The sequence below is a fragment of the Siminovitchia terrae genome, from assembly GCF_003605405.2.
GTDB classification, from domain to species: domain Bacteria; phylum Bacillota; class Bacilli; order Bacillales; family Bacillaceae_C; genus Siminovitchia; species Siminovitchia terrae.
In genome coordinates, this window is sequence record NZ_QYTW02000008.1 from 42,389 (window position 1) to 56,122 (window position 13,734).

The following is a 13,734-nucleotide window of genomic DNA, read 5'->3' on the forward strand; positions in this document are numbered from 1 at the left end:
GGTTCCTGCTCAGCTCAAGATAAAGGTTTTTCTGGCGACATCTTCCACATACATCTATGGACTTGACGCCCTAACCGATGTTTTGCGTCTCCTCCAATGCTCAATCGTAAATTCCTTTGAAATCATCATCATTCAGTCAAACAACACAATCTCGGCCCGAAAATCCTCATCAATATGTAAAATGCCATATGAGTAATAAGGCATCCTCCGCTTATCAGTCGGAGATCCGGGGTTCATCAGCATAACCTTTTTAAAATAGCGAACCATAGGAATATGGGAATGTCCGAAAATGATGATATCTGCCTCTTCAAAAGCTTCCAAAGCGCGTTTTTCGGTGGTTTGTTTTTCTCCATGTCCATGGACAATTCCAATGTTAAAACCGTTCACTTCGATCATTTCCTTCGCGTTAAAATGTTCCCGGACCTCGTCACCATCTACATTCCCGTGCACACCCACAACCTTGGCATAGCCTGACAATTCTCTATAAACCTCCATCGAAACCCAATCTCCTGCATGGATAATCAAGTCCGCAGTTTCGCATTCTTTTAAAAGAGGTGTCGGTAGCCTCTTTGCTCTGCCAGGAATATGTGTATCCGATGTCACTACAATTTTCAATTGCACCACCCCTTTTTCCGTATTAAAAATATGGATGCCAATTTTCCGTTAAAAATAGCATCCTTGAAATACTTGTGATCTTCAAGCATAACGCATCATGACTCCAGTGGCGGGACAGCAATCTCCGTGTATTGGGGATCATCCCGTTTTTTCATTTTTATTTGGAAATACGAATCGCGGTATTCTGAGACGGAGTCTTTCATTTTTACTGCAGTGGGAAGGGTGATGACAGAGCGGTGGGCTGAATCAGGAATCCCCTCAATGAACATCTGATTAGAATTATGGTAGACCTTTAACTGGGATAGCTGGCTTTCATCTGTAATCAAGATTTTCACATAGACATGATCAAGGCTCTCAAAAGTAATCGCTTGCAATGGTTCTGCAGCCGATACCTGTACCTCCTGTCCGACTTCACTTTCTGGCCTATCTTCATTCTCTGTGTGCATGGATCCCATCATATTAAAATCTTTGATGGAAGAAGTAATGGATTGCTCCATCATATCCTGAACATATTTTTGGATATCATTGTTAAAATGATTCTCGCCTAGCCATTTTGGCAGTATGCCTTTTAAAAATGGTAATTGGAACATAATCGGTCTCCCCTATTTGTGGAGTAGTAAATCCTGGTGATTTCAATATATGCCCACCCTTTCGATTGGTTAAAAAAGGAGCTGCCGGGAAAAAACAGCAAAGCTCACTCTCCAAGCAACTCCTTCCATTATCATTTTGCGTAAGGCATTTCCACTTCCTCTGCCCCGTCCTTTGGAAGATATTCAATTTTCAGATTCAAAAAGCCGTAGATAATAGCGATGATTGGGCTAAGAAAACAGAAAAAGGCAAACGGTGCGTAGGAAAAAGAATGCACACCCAATGTGGCAAACATAAAGGCACCGCACGTATTCCACGGAACCAACGGTGATGTGACTGCACCTCCATCTTCAATGGTTCGAGATAGATTTTTTATATGCAGCCCCCGTCTCTTATACTCCGATGCGTACATCCGTGCCGGGAAAATCATCGCAAGATATGCATCGCAGGCCAGTATGTTTGTCATCACACTGGTACCCACTGTGGTTGCAATAAGATTACCTGTAGATTTTACCATCTTGATTAAAGATTCAACTATTGTCTCTAGCGTTCCGGTCACTTCAAGGATGCCGCCATACGCCATAGCGATCATGATCAAGGAGATCGTCCAAAACATGGATTCAATGCCACCATTGTTCAGCAGGCTGTCCAAAATTTCTACACCAGTTTCTGCGGCATGTCCATAATATAATGTATTCAAAGCGTCAGTCCATGATGCTCCCTGTACGAATACTGTACATATCGTTCCCATGAGACTTCCAATTACCAGGCCCGGTATAGCGGGTATTTTTAGCGTAAGCAGCACTATGACAATCAGGGGGACGAGGAGCAGCCAAGGTGAAATGATAAATATTCCATCAAGTTGGGACTGCAAAACCGCTACTTGGTCCGGCGACCCTTTTGGTGTCAATGTAAAGCCCATAATGGTGTAGATAATAAGGGCAATCGTAATGGCCGGAACTGTTGTATACAGTAGATGTCGGATATGTTCAAAGAGGTTCAATCCGGTAATTCCTGCAGCCAGATTGGTCATTTCAGACATCGGAGAAATTTTATCTCCAAAGTAACAACCCGATATGACAGCGCCCGCCGCCATTGCCGAACTGATTCCAAATCCTTCCGCCATACCCATGATAGCGATTCCAATTGTCCCTGCAGATGTCCAAGCATTTCCGGATGAAACCGAAACAACCATGCAAATAAGACAGGCGGCCACTAGAAAAAAAGTCGGTGACAATAATTTTAGACCATAATAAATCATGGAAGCCACGACCCCTCCTGACGTCCAGGAGCCAATCAAGGCTCCGATGACCATCAAGATTAAAATCGCCTGAATAGGCAGTACGACTGTTTTTAGCATTCCCTTTTCAATATCTTTCCAAGAGTGACCCAAGCTTAAGCCGAGGACCGTAGCTACAATCGCACTGGCCAAGAGAGGAATTTGCGGGTCAAGCCCAAGAAAAAAGATACCAACCAACAGAGATAACATCATAAACACAATTGGGATCAGCGCAACTAACAAGGTTGGCTTTCTTGGTTCCTTTGTTTTCATTATCTCTCCTCTTTTCATCTTTATTTAACTTTATTCAGTAGAAGTCTCCCACTTCTGGAAGTGGTGAGATGAATGCGTATTGGTATTCCATTCAGCAGGGGTTCAAACCCCGGCTGAATGAAGTTAAGGCCTCCGGCGGATGCCACAGATTTGCGAAGCTCGATAAAATCTGGGCGCAAATAGGCCAAGGCGCATTTGATACAAACGATTCGCAAACGACTAAGCCTGCACGACAGAACTTTCGAGTAATGATTCTACACTTTCACGGAAGATTTGCGTATGGTAATCAACATCCACTTCCTTCGTTTGAGAAGAAATAAGAGCCATATTATGAAATGGAGTCATAAGGATTCCACGGTTTAATGCGTAAAGATGCATATACCGATCAAGTTCAAAATCCACTGCCGCAGCGGCTTCTCCGCCATTTTTCGGTGCAGTTTCACGGAACCAGTACTCTGTTCGGCAGCCAAGACGCTTAACGATCCAAGGCAGATTCTTCTCCTTAATTACCGATTCGACTCCATCAGAGAATCGCTCAGCTAGTGCAATATTCCGCTCGTAAAATTCGTCCGTAAGCACATTTTCCATTGTGGCTCTCATCGCTGCCATCGATAGTGCGTTTCCTGCAAGTGTACCGCCAATACCGCCTGTATCGGAATCTTCCAGGCTAATCAAGCCTTTCATGCGCTGTGCAACTTCTTCGCTGAATCCATAAACAGCTGTCGGAATTCCTGAACCAATTGCTTTTCCGACTGTCAGCATGTCCGGCTCCAAAGCGTGTGCCCCTGTATAGCCGCCAGGTCCAGCACTCATTGTGTGAGTTTCATCATAAATAAGCAATGTTCCAGTGCGTCTTGTAATATCCCTCAAGGCTTCCAAAAAGCCTGGTTCAGGGTGAATGATTCCAATATTGGTCATGACTGGCTCAGCCAGGACACAAGCTACATCCCCCGGTTCAAGCGCTTTTTCCAAAGCTTCAATGTCATTGAATTCCACTACTTTTGTCGTTTCTGTCGGGTCCACCTGCGGGCCAATATTACCGGTGCGGCTGGAAAGCTTGCCATCTTCCAGAGTAATGAATGACTCATCGACCGTGCCGTGATAGCAATAATTGAATACTAAAACATACTTGCGCTTCGTGATATGACGCGCCAATCTAAGCGAGAAGCGGTTGGCATCCGTCGCAGAAATCGCCACCTGCCAATAAGGAAGGCCAAATCGCTTTTTCAGCTCTTTCCCAACCCAAATGGCATCCTCTGTCGGAAGCATAAACGTAACGCCGTTTTGGATACGATCTGTAATGGCAGGCACCGCCCCTTCCGGTGCATGACCAGTCATGGAACCTGTGTCTCCAAGACAGAAGTCGATAAATTTATTTCCGTCCACATCAGTAAAATACGCCCCAGATGCCTCTTTTACAAAAATCGGATAACTTCCGGCCCACTTCACCATCCAATTCATCGGCACACCATCAATATAGTTCGATTTCGCCTGCTCAAATAATTCCTTGGATTTCGTATGCTTCTTCTCGAATAATTCCAATTCCTTTTCCAGTAGCTGCGCTAGTTTCTCTCTGTTGATCTCCATGTATTTCATCCTCCTGAATTTTTGATGTCATTATCTATAAAGCAATTTGCATGCCAACTAAAAGTACGGAAGCTCCCGCTCATTGGGAGGCAGACTGGAATGACTTCGTTGGGGGTGCCTGCTTTTCGGCGCAAATCTAGGCGAACGCTGAATAATACGTTGCCTTCAGCATGTTTGACTTATGACCTCGAGCCGATACTTACAGTCGGCCAATACAGCGCTGCAAGCTACCGACTGGCCTTCCTGGCTGGTGACTTATTATAGAGGCGCCGATAACGCCTCCGGCATTAGAACCTCCCATTCGTCAAAGCCGGATAGTCATCAAGCATGAAGATATAAATCCCTTTCTTTTTATCAAATGCGCCTTGGCGTATTTGCGCCCAGATTTTATCGAGCTTCGCAAATCTGTGGCATCCGCCGGAGGCCTTAACTTTATTCAGCCGGGGTTTGAACCCCCGCTGAATGGATTACCAATATGCATTTATCCCACCACTTACAGAAGTGGGAGACTTCTGCTGAATGAAGTTAAAAATTATTTTTTAACTTTCCTTAGCCACGAAAGCTATTCTTGAAATCTCATCTGTAATTTGTCAATTTTGACAAGCTAGGTTCTAATTTTACTAAAATAAAAAATAAAAAAACGGGCGCTAAGCCCGTAAACGCTTAACTTGTCAATTTTGACAAATTAATTGTTAGTTTTGACAACTATTTAACGATCCCCAATTCTCTTATTCTCCTATATAAAGTAGACTCACTGATGCCTAGTATAGCAGCGACCTTTCTTTTGTCTTGGACTGAGTAGCCGTTCTCTTGCAAATGCTTTGTTATGATCTGTTTCTCATAAACATCAAGCTGTTCCCTTAACGAAGTGCTCCCCATTCCACTGTAGGAGCGCAAAATCCTTCCAGGCAAGCTTTGTTTAGAGATCAAGCGATCCGTTTCAATATTCACCGCATATTCCACAGCATTCTCCAATTCTCTTATATTCCCCGGCCACTGATACGAAACTAGCAGCTCCATCGCTTCCTGTTCGAATCCTCTAATTTGCTTGCCGATCAAATCATTGTACTTTTGGAGAGCATGATGAAGTAATAACGGAATGTCCTCCTTGCGCTCAAACAAAGACGGGATTTTAATGGGAATGACATTCAAACGGAAATAAAGGTCTTCCCGAAACTCCCCATCTTGCATCATCTGCTCTAAATCCCTATTCGTCGCTGCAATTACCCGTACATCAACGGGGATGACCCTTGTTCCTCCCACTCTCTCAATCTCCCGATGCTGCAGCACATGAAGAAGTTTGACCTGCAAATGAAGGGACATGTCCCCAATTTCGTCCAAGAATATTGTTCCTTCATGAGCCAGCTCAAACTTTCCAACTTTCCCGGATTTGCTTGCCCCGGTAAATGCACCGCCCTCATACCCAAAAAGCTCGCTTTCTAGCAGCGTATCTGGGATTGCTGCACAGTTTACCATGATCAGTGATTTATTCTTCCTTGGGCTTGCATAATGAATGGCCTTCGCTAAAAGGCCTTTTCCAGTTCCACTTGCGCCCGTAATCAGCACAGTGGAATTACTAGGGGCAATTTTTTCAGCCTGACGCTTCAGCTCTTTGACTTTACTACTCGTTCCCAAAATTTCCTGGAAGGACGAATGTTCATTGTTTTCGGTTATTTCATAAACCATCTTACGAACATCAGCGATGTCGCGGAAATACACAACAGCTCCAGTCACTTGTTTGCCATTATCCTCTGTCCTGTTAAAAATAAGGTTAACAGTTGTAAAAAAATGCATGGCCTTGGCTCTGCCCGACTTTCCTTTGTAAAACTCCTCCCGGTCAGCGTATCCTTTTCCTGTTTCCATCGCAGTTAAAACGGGAGATTCAGGCCAGATGGTGCTCAAATGCCGTCCAATGAGATTGTCTCTTCCCATATTAATGAGCTGTTCTGCCGAATGGTTGCAGAGGGTGATCAATCCCTGCTTATTTACTACAACAATTCCGTCACGGCTTGTCTCAACAATAATTTTAAGCTCATCGGATATTTTTGTTTCTGCTATTTTACTGGAAAGCAAATCGGCCATTCTTCTTAAAAAGATAAGCAGATTATTTTTATTGTGCAGCATCACCATCTGCTGCTCCTTCGTAAAAGCGACCATTCCAATCAAACCGATAATCTGCGTGTCTAGTTTTATCGGGCAGCATACTTCGGCCAGCTCATTTTCAACAGCATGGTAAAATGGATTGCTTTGTGCATCCTCCACAATATACTCTGTTCCTTTTTTTAAGATTTGGCTATATATATATCCAGAATCTAAATCGCCATCCTCCTCCATCTGTCCTACTTTTTCTCGGTATCTGCCTGTTCCTGCCACAATTCTCAATCGTTCATCGATAATTTCGACTTCGATGCCAATGGCCGCTGTAATGGCTTCTGCGATTTCTTGGACTGTGCTTTGTATCAATCGTAAATGAGACATTCTGCTTTGAACCATCCTTTACTTTTCTCTTATTATACTTTAGCTTTTATCATCATTTGAATGGTTGGAAAGCAAAAAGGAGACAAAATATGTCCCCTTTTTATCCGTTAATTGGAAAACCATCCCGTTGGCTCTACTTCGAGATTGATATTGATCTGTTTTACCTCTGTGAATTCTTCATACCCGTACGTACCAAGCCCCCGACCGATGCCGCTTTGCTTATATCCACCCCAAGGCGCTTCGTTATACGTCGGATGATAACAATTAATCCATGTAATCCCTGCCCTGATTTTCTTAATCACACGCATAGCCTTTGCTCCGTCATTCGTAAAGACGCCTGCGGCCAGTCCATAGTCCGTATCATTGGCAAGGCGAACAGCATCAGCTTCATCCTTGAACCTCTGTATTACAAGGACAGGACCGAAGATTTCTTCACGGACAATTCTCATATCAGGTTTGGTATCGACAAAGATGGTCGGCTCAACAAAGTACCCTTTTTCCAATCCATTTTCTTTAAGCTGGCGGCCGCCGCATAACAGTTTGGCGCCTTCTTCCTTGCCAATTTCGATATAGCCAAGCACTTTTTCCATATGCTCACGGCTGACAAGCGGCCCCATTTCTGTCTCCGGATCATTGCCCGGGCCAACCCTGATCTTTTGCGCCCGGTCCGCCAGCTCCTCAACAAATCGGTCATAAATACTATCTTCGACTAATAACCTTGATCCAGCTGAACAAACCTGACCTGCTCCGGCATAGATTCCGAACAAAGCATAGTCTACGGCAGCTTCAAAATCGGCATCAGCAAAAATAATATTTGGTGACTTTCCACCAAGCTCCAAAGAAATCTTCTTTATATTTCCTGCGGCCGCTTTCATAATGTTCCTGCCAGTAGCTGTCCCTCCGGTAAAGGAAACCTTGTCTACGTCATGGCTTTCGGCAATTTCATTACCTACTGTTTTTCCAGGTCCCATCACCATGTTTGCTACCCCTGCTGGAACTCCAACCTGTTCAATAATTTCAAACAGCCACTTGGCGGTTACCGGAGTAATCTCTGAAGGCTTAAAAACAATGGTATTGCCCGCCGCCAAAGCAGGAGCTATTTTCCATACAGCCATCAAAAGAGGGTAATTCCAAGGAACGATGAGTCCGCAAACTCCAACCGGTTCACGTACAACCATGGCCTGCATGGGATCAGACACTTGATACGTGATACCATCCGGTTTGCTGACCATTCCCGCGTAATAGCGAAAACAAGCGACCGCGTCGGCAACATCGAATTGGGTTTCACGAAGTGGTTTCCCGTTATCTAATGTTTCCAAACGGCTGATCTCTTCTGCATTCTCTTCAAGCTTATCGGCAATTTTATACAGATAGGCCGCTCTGTCTGTTGCAGCCAGTTCAGACCAATCCCCGCTATCAAAGGCTTTTCTGGCAGCTCCAATGGCTGCTTGGGCGTCCGCAACATCTCCATCTGCGGCATGTGCGATCACTTCACCAGTGGCTGGATTTAAAATCTCTCTGCTCTCCTTGCTTTCAGCGTCAATCCATTTTCCATTAATAAAATTTTGTAGATAAATCACACATATTCCTCCCTTTTTTGTTTCTCATAAGAAATTATTATGCAATTTATATGCCAAGAATAATAGAAATGCCTATTTCAGCCTCAGCAAGCACGGGAAGACTTGTGATGACGAGACAATTGTCCAATCCATCAAAAAAGCATTTCTCTGAAGTCAATTGGTGACTTTCAGGAAATGCCTAGGGATGACGCTGTATTATTCACTTTTTTCCATTACCGCAAAGTAATTTCCTTCATTATCAGCAAAATTAAACACTTTTCCGGAAGGCATTTCAACCATTTCACCAACTGTAATATTTTTATCCGTAAAGTCCTTGTATAGTTGTTCAAGGTCCTCAGAGAAAAACATTAACGAAGGGGTACCGAGATTTAACTCCGGCTGCATTTTTGCAATGAATTCCTTATTATGCAGAATAAGACTTGTTTCTGCATTCTTTACAGGAGCCATTTCGATCCATCTCATCCCCTGGCCATTATCTTCTTCAGAAACTATAGTGAAACCAACTTTTTCCGTCCAAAATCGCAATGCCGCGTCCTGATCATTTACATACAACATAATCTGGCCAACTTTGTTAATCATTTTTTTCACTTCCTTTCGAATCCCTCTTTTTTTCTCTATTTTACTCCGAAACATGGCCGCTTTCATCAAGAATTTGTCCCAAATTAAATTTAACAAAAAACGTCGTGCCATTCTCCCCTGTCTCAATTTCGATCTTTGCACTGTGGCGGGCAGCGATGGCATAGCACACACCCAGTCCCAAACCCGTCCCATTATCTTTGGTCGTGAAGAATGGAGTTCCTAATTTTTCCATGACTTCAGAACTAATTCCCTTCCCTTGATCCTGAACAGCAAGGACAACAGAATCGTTTTCTTTGTATGTTCTGATCAAGAGGGTTTCCCCCTCTTCCATCGCTTCGAGACCATTTCGGTAAATATTCATCACTAATTGCCGTATCTCATTATGATTTAAAAGCAGCTTCGGAACATCTTCCGTTTGCACTTCAATCATTTTATTTTGAGTAACTGCATCAACCTCCATCAGAGGGGTCATATCAAAAATGATGGTATTTAAATCACGTATTTCCATATCAGAAGTCTTTGTATTTCCCATTGACAGAAATTCCGTAATGATCGAATTGGCACGGTCAAGTTCTTCGATCATGATTTCAAAGTAATGTTCTTGTTTTTCAAGATCATTATCCAACATTAACAATTGCAGAAAGCCTCGCACAGTTGCCATCGGATTTCTGATTTCATGACTGATCCCTGCGGCCATTTGTCCGATTAAATCCAAGCTCGATAAGCGTTTAAATTCGCTTTCAAACTTCTTTTTTTCTGTAATATTTTTAAAGAGGCAACAGATTCCATCCTCATAAGGATATGCAACTATTTCGTACCAACGGTCTTCAAAAACGGAGCAAAGTTCAAATTGTACAGCGAGCCGCTCGGACATCGCCCGGTGGAGCTCCTTATACATAACGGTCCCGACTATTTCCGGAAAGACCTCCCATATGTTTTTTCCAAGCACATCCTTTGCCGTTTTATTTCGTGGTAAAAATTGATGTTGATTGATGTAGGTAAATTTCCAATCCTGCCCCAATGCAAAAAAACCGCCCGTAATCCCTTCGATTACGCTGACTACTTTTTCATTGGCCTTAGCCAATTCCCTCGTTCTTTCTTCAACCATCTCTTCAAGCCGTCCTACGTGTTGAAGGTTCGAAAAGACTGGGGCAGTTGCATCAACGATAGATTGTGCCAACTGGATAAGCCGGTCAATGTTCTCTGGATTCTTTTGCTCTTGATCAGCCACAATAACAGCCCCCAGCACTTCACCCAGTGAAACAAAAGGAATCACCAACAATGACTTGATACCAAATCCTTGGCAATCTTCAGGATTGACTCTTTCATCTTTGATAATATCTGGAATATAGACGGTTTTATTCGTATGAACCGCATCTTGAATAATTCCTTTGAAGCTTTGTTTCATCCAGCAGCAATCAGCTTCAGTTTCCTTATTGCTCAGTATCACAGGATTTATTTTTCTGTCCTGTGAATCAAAAAGACAAGCATTAACAATCGTATGGCTGCCTAAAATCTTTTCCAAATATGAATAACAGATACCAAGACATTCTCCCATAGAAGAACACTTTGTTAAATCACTTAACATACCTAGCATCAGTTGATTTTCGGCAAGCAGATCCTCCTTCTGTTTGAGATGTTTTGCATTTTGAATGGCGATTGCAGCAATGTTAACATAAGCTTCGACACTTTTAATAGCCAAACCTGTTAAGCTCATAGGGACTCCATAATCAAATAAAAATATGAATCCAAATAGCTCCTGTTCAAAAGATATGGGCAGCGCTAGCAAAGATTTAATTTTAAAGGCGTTGACCGCTTTTGGATTGGGCCTGTCGTCCTTTGATGTATCAGGAATATAAATCGCTTTTTTCGATTCAATCAACTCTTTGACCAGCAAATCCTTTTTGGGATCAATGACCAGGGTATCGATCGTTACTCCATTGATTGTTTCAGGCTTTCCTGCAAATCCCTTGAACGTTCCGTCTTCCTGAGGCAAAAATATCCCCACCGCGTTGCATTGAACAATTTCTTCGGATATAGCCTTAATAACATGCTCTAGCACTTCCGGCAGATTCGATGTGGTATTGATGATTTTTGTTATATGTGCAAGGCGAGAATAACTCATCTGTTCCCTTACCATTTTTCCAGTCTCCAATCATAAAGTTAAAAACAATTCTATCAATCATACAAAAGTCTGGTAGCGTTACCTATATTTTACATGGATTTCACGATGTTGATAAGCACATTTGGAAAAAATAAACACCAATCATTATGGCCCCCTATACAAAAATTGGCCATTCACATATATTAAAATTAGGTGATGATATGAAAACCAAACTATATATGGATACCGGGAAGTTCATAACGGGGATGACCATGAAAGATCTCGGGGAACTTGAAGAAAATAACATGGCTCTACACGTCTGTGACAACACTGCTAATGTGGTGGAAAACCGAAAAAAGCTAGCTAGATTGCTAGATTGCGAACTGGGTGATTTCGTTTGTGCCAATCAAACCCATTCCTCAAATTTTTACAAGGTAATGCTTGCTGAAAAAGGACGTGGCGCTAAACGGTTGGACACAGCCATCGTCAATACAGATGCACTGTACACATATGAACCGAATTTGGTATTGTGCAGCTTTACAGCGGATTGCGTGCCAGTAATTTTTTATAATGAAGCGAAGGGACTCATTGGTGTAATCCACACAGGTTGGCAAGGCACCGTCAAAGAAATCACTTTAACATTATTTCAGCACTTGGTAGAAACGGAGCAATGTAAGCCGGAAGATTTTCATATCCAAATTGGGGCAGCATTGAGTCAGGAAAAATTTGAAGTCGATGAGGATGTATATGTGAGATTCAAGAACCTAGGCTATGCTGATGACTTTATTTACTATAATGAGCAAACCCGAAAATACCATATCGATAATCAATTAACGGTGAAAAAGCAATGTGAGCTGGCAGGAGTACCAGGAAAACAGATTTCCGTGGACCGCACCTGCACCTATTTAAGCCCGGAAGGTTTTTCTTATCGGCAAGATAAAAAGAGCGGAAGGCATATGAGCTTCGTAATGAGAAAAGAATAAGGGGGTCAGACCCCCTTGCTTGCGGTGACGCGTTAACGCCCTGGGGGTCTGACCCCTCTATGTTCAGACCCCTCTATGTTCCACAAAAGGTTTGGTAAGGGACGTTTGTTTCTGGCACGCCCGTATATTCGTCCTTTTCCGGTGAATACTCATAAGGATTGGACAGCACCTCTAACAGACGAGCCGTTACGCTTAGATCTCCTTCCTCGACCGCCGCTTCCAACGCCTCTTCCACCCGATGGTTGCGAGGGATGAGCGCAGGATTGCTTTTTCTCATCAATTCATATGAATCAGCTTTCGATTCCTCTTGATGTTCCAACCTTTCTTTCCAGCGCTGTTTCCATTGAATGAAACCTGCGGATTTAAAAAGGTCTGCTGTGTCATCCAATTGATCACGGGTTAAAGCCATAAAAGTATTCGTATAGTCAGCACGATGCTTTTTCATCAGGCTGAGTAAATCCTTGATCAGTTCCTCGTCTTTTTCCTTTTCCTTGAATAGACCCAGCTTCATTCTCATTCCTGCAAGCCAGTGAGATTGAAATATCTCATTAAAACCGGAAACCTTTTCCTGTGCTAATTTGACTGCCTCTTCCTTGTCATCATGCAATAGCGGCAGCAAAGTTTCAGCAAACCGCGCCAGATTCCAACCGCCAATCAAAGGCTGATTTTCATAGGCATAGCGGCCTTGATGGTCAATCGAACTAAATACTGTTTCTGGGTCGTAGGTATCCATGAAAGCGCAAGGACCATAATCAATTGTTTCTCCGCTAATGGCTACGTTATCGGTATTCATGACTCCGTGAATAAAACCGACAAGCTGCCATTTGGCGATAAGCGCGGCCTGCCGTTTAATCACTTCTTGAAGAAAAGAAAGATACCTGCTTTCGTCATCTTTAATCTCTGGATAATGGCGATTGATAGCATAATCAGCTAATATTTGAAGATTTTCAACGCCGCCCCATCTGACAACATATTCAAAAGTACCGACGCGCAGATGACTGGCAGCCACGCGTGTCAAAATAGCCCCTTCAAGCTTGGTTTCCCGAAATACCGGCTCACCTGTTGTCACAACTGCCAGGCTTCGGGTTGTGGGGATCCCCAATGCGTACATAGCTTCACTGATGATATATTCGCGAAGCATCGGCCCGAGTGCCGCGCGACCGTCGCCACCGCGGGAATATGGCGTCCGGCCTGACCCCTTCAACTGAATATCAAACCTTTCTCCTTGAGGTGTGATCTGCTCTCCCAACAGCACCGCACGGCCGTCACCCAACATGGTAAAATGCCCAAATTGATGTCCTGCATAAGCTTGAGCCAGCGGCTCCGCTCCTTCCAAAATTTCATTCCCAGAAAACGCCGCTGTGCCGTCTTCACTTTTTAGCGCTTCCGGATTCAGCCCCAGTGATTCAGCCAATGGATTGTTCAATATTACTAATTCCGGCGATTTTACAGGAGTCGGATTAATGCTAGAAAAAAACACTTTCGGCAAGCGTGCATAACTGTTGTCAAAGTTCCATCCTGTTTCTTTGCTCATAGTATCTCCTTTCTCCGAATTGTCAAAAAGCTAAACTAATAGCACTTTTTTAATGTCTGCGTGTGTCAATGTATTATACCCTTTCCACGCAAATATGCACCCTTAAAATGATTGACTGCCTCTGTCGGATTTTA

At 43.4% G+C, this 13,734-nt stretch carries 12 protein-coding genes; 3 read left to right on the plus strand and 9 right to left on the minus strand.

Going from position 1 to position 13,734, the window contains the following annotated elements:
- Positions 1-132: 132 nt before the first annotated feature.
- From D5F11_RS10160 to nhaC, 3 genes are all read right to left on the minus strand, one after another.
- The gene (locus D5F11_RS10160; protein ID WP_306428776.1) at positions 133-621 is read right to left on the minus strand and encodes a metallophosphoesterase family protein; all 489 of its coding nucleotides are present in this window, start codon (positions 619-621) and stop codon (positions 133-135) included.
- An 89-nt stretch (positions 622-710) separates the two neighbouring features.
- A complete protein-coding gene (locus D5F11_RS10165) occupies positions 711-1,205 on the minus strand; it encodes a hypothetical protein (RefSeq protein WP_120115898.1) in 495 nt (164 codons plus the stop codon).
- Positions 1,206-1,336: 131 nt separating this feature from the next.
- Complete coding sequence (nhaC, locus tag D5F11_RS10170) at positions 1,337-2,755, minus strand: Na+/H+ antiporter NhaC (protein ID WP_120115897.1); 1,419 nt, start codon at positions 2,753-2,755, stop codon at positions 1,337-1,339.
- Between the two features lie 68 nt (positions 2,756-2,823).
- Between nhaC and D5F11_RS10175 the strand changes: the two genes are divergently transcribed.
- A complete protein-coding gene (locus tag D5F11_RS10175; RefSeq protein WP_126646551.1) occupies positions 2,824-3,075 on the plus strand; it encodes a hypothetical protein in 252 nt (83 codons plus the stop codon).
- Here the strand turns inward: D5F11_RS10175 and D5F11_RS10180 are convergent.
- The gene (locus D5F11_RS10180) at positions 2,975-4,342 is read right to left on the minus strand and encodes an aspartate aminotransferase family protein (RefSeq protein ID WP_120115896.1); all 1,368 of its coding nucleotides are present in this window, start codon (positions 4,340-4,342) and stop codon (positions 2,975-2,977) included. The genes D5F11_RS10175 and D5F11_RS10180 overlap by 101 nt on opposite strands.
- 99 nt (positions 4,343-4,441) lie before the next feature.
- Here D5F11_RS10180 and D5F11_RS26305 point away from each other — a divergent pair, with 99 nt between their 5' ends.
- Positions 4,442-4,606, plus strand: a complete 165-nt coding sequence (locus tag D5F11_RS26305) for a hypothetical protein (RefSeq protein ID WP_185830622.1) — start codon at positions 4,442-4,444, stop codon at positions 4,604-4,606.
- Between the two features lie 441 nt (positions 4,607-5,047).
- Here the strand turns inward: D5F11_RS26305 and D5F11_RS10185 are convergent, their stop codons facing one another.
- The 4 genes from D5F11_RS10185 to D5F11_RS10200 all read right to left on the minus strand — a co-directional run bounded on the left by D5F11_RS10185 (position 5,048) and on the right by D5F11_RS10200 (position 11,119).
- Positions 5,048-6,820 carry a sigma-54 interaction domain-containing protein gene (locus D5F11_RS10185; protein WP_120115944.1) on the minus strand — a complete coding sequence of 591 codons (1,773 nt, stop codon included), beginning with the start codon at positions 6,818-6,820 and terminating at the stop codon, positions 5,048-5,050.
- Positions 6,821-6,927: 107 nt separating this feature from the next.
- Positions 6,928-8,400, minus strand: a complete 1,473-nt coding sequence (locus D5F11_RS10190) for an aldehyde dehydrogenase family protein (protein ID WP_120115895.1) — start codon at positions 8,398-8,400, stop codon at positions 6,928-6,930.
- A 195-nt stretch (positions 8,401-8,595) separates the two neighbouring features.
- Positions 8,596-8,979, minus strand: coding sequence for a VOC family protein (locus D5F11_RS10195; protein WP_120115943.1), 384 nt, complete (start codon positions 8,977-8,979; stop codon positions 8,596-8,598).
- A 40-nt stretch (positions 8,980-9,019) separates the two neighbouring features.
- Entirely contained in the window at positions 9,020-11,119 is a 2,100-nt protein-coding gene (locus D5F11_RS10200) for a GAF domain-containing sensor histidine kinase (RefSeq protein WP_120115894.1), read from the minus strand.
- A 185-nt stretch (positions 11,120-11,304) separates the two neighbouring features.
- Between D5F11_RS10200 and pgeF the strand changes: the two genes are divergently transcribed.
- Positions 11,305-12,066, plus strand: a complete 762-nt coding sequence (pgeF, locus tag D5F11_RS10205; protein ID WP_120115893.1) for a peptidoglycan editing factor PgeF — start codon at positions 11,305-11,307, stop codon at positions 12,064-12,066.
- Positions 12,067-12,139: 73 nt separating this feature from the next.
- Here pgeF and D5F11_RS10210 read toward each other — a convergent pair whose 3' ends face one another.
- Positions 12,140-13,600 (minus strand): protein adenylyltransferase SelO, encoded by a 1,461-nt coding sequence (locus D5F11_RS10210; RefSeq protein ID WP_120115892.1) that lies wholly within the window; start codon positions 13,598-13,600, stop codon positions 12,140-12,142.
- Positions 13,601-13,734 lie beyond the last annotated feature (134 nt).

What these genes read in the sequence shown, in the direction of transcription:
- D5F11_RS10165 (WP_120115898.1), bottom strand. Translation starts at nt 1,205, where the DNA reads ATGTTCCAATTACCATTTTTAAAAGGCATACTGCCAAAATGGCTAGGC.
- nhaC (WP_120115897.1), bottom strand. Translation starts at nt 2,755, where the DNA reads ATGAAAACAAAGGAACCAAGAAAGCCAACCTTGTTAGTTGCGCTGATC.
- D5F11_RS10175 (WP_126646551.1), top strand. Translation starts at nt 2,824, where the DNA reads ATGAATGCGTATTGGTATTCCATTCAGCAGGGGTTCAAACCCCGGCTG.
- D5F11_RS10180 (WP_120115896.1), bottom strand. Translation starts at nt 4,342, where the DNA reads ATGGAGATCAACAGAGAGAAACTAGCGCAGCTACTGGAAAAGGAATTG.
- D5F11_RS26305 (WP_185830622.1), top strand. Translation starts at nt 4,442, where the DNA reads ATGACTTCGTTGGGGGTGCCTGCTTTTCGGCGCAAATCTAGGCGAACG.
- D5F11_RS10185 (WP_120115944.1), bottom strand. Translation starts at nt 6,820, where the DNA reads ATGTCTCATTTACGATTGATACAAAGCACAGTCCAAGAAATCGCAGAA.
- D5F11_RS10195 (WP_120115943.1), bottom strand. Translation starts at nt 8,979, where the DNA reads ATGATTAACAAAGTTGGCCAGATTATGTTGTATGTAAATGATCAGGAC.
- D5F11_RS10200 (WP_120115894.1), bottom strand. Translation starts at nt 11,119, where the DNA reads ATGGTAAGGGAACAGATGAGTTATTCTCGCCTTGCACATATAACAAAA.
- pgeF (WP_120115893.1), top strand. Translation starts at nt 11,305, where the DNA reads ATGAAAACCAAACTATATATGGATACCGGGAAGTTCATAACGGGGATG.
- D5F11_RS10210 (WP_120115892.1), bottom strand. Translation starts at nt 13,600, where the DNA reads ATGAGCAAAGAAACAGGATGGAACTTTGACAACAGTTATGCACGCTTG.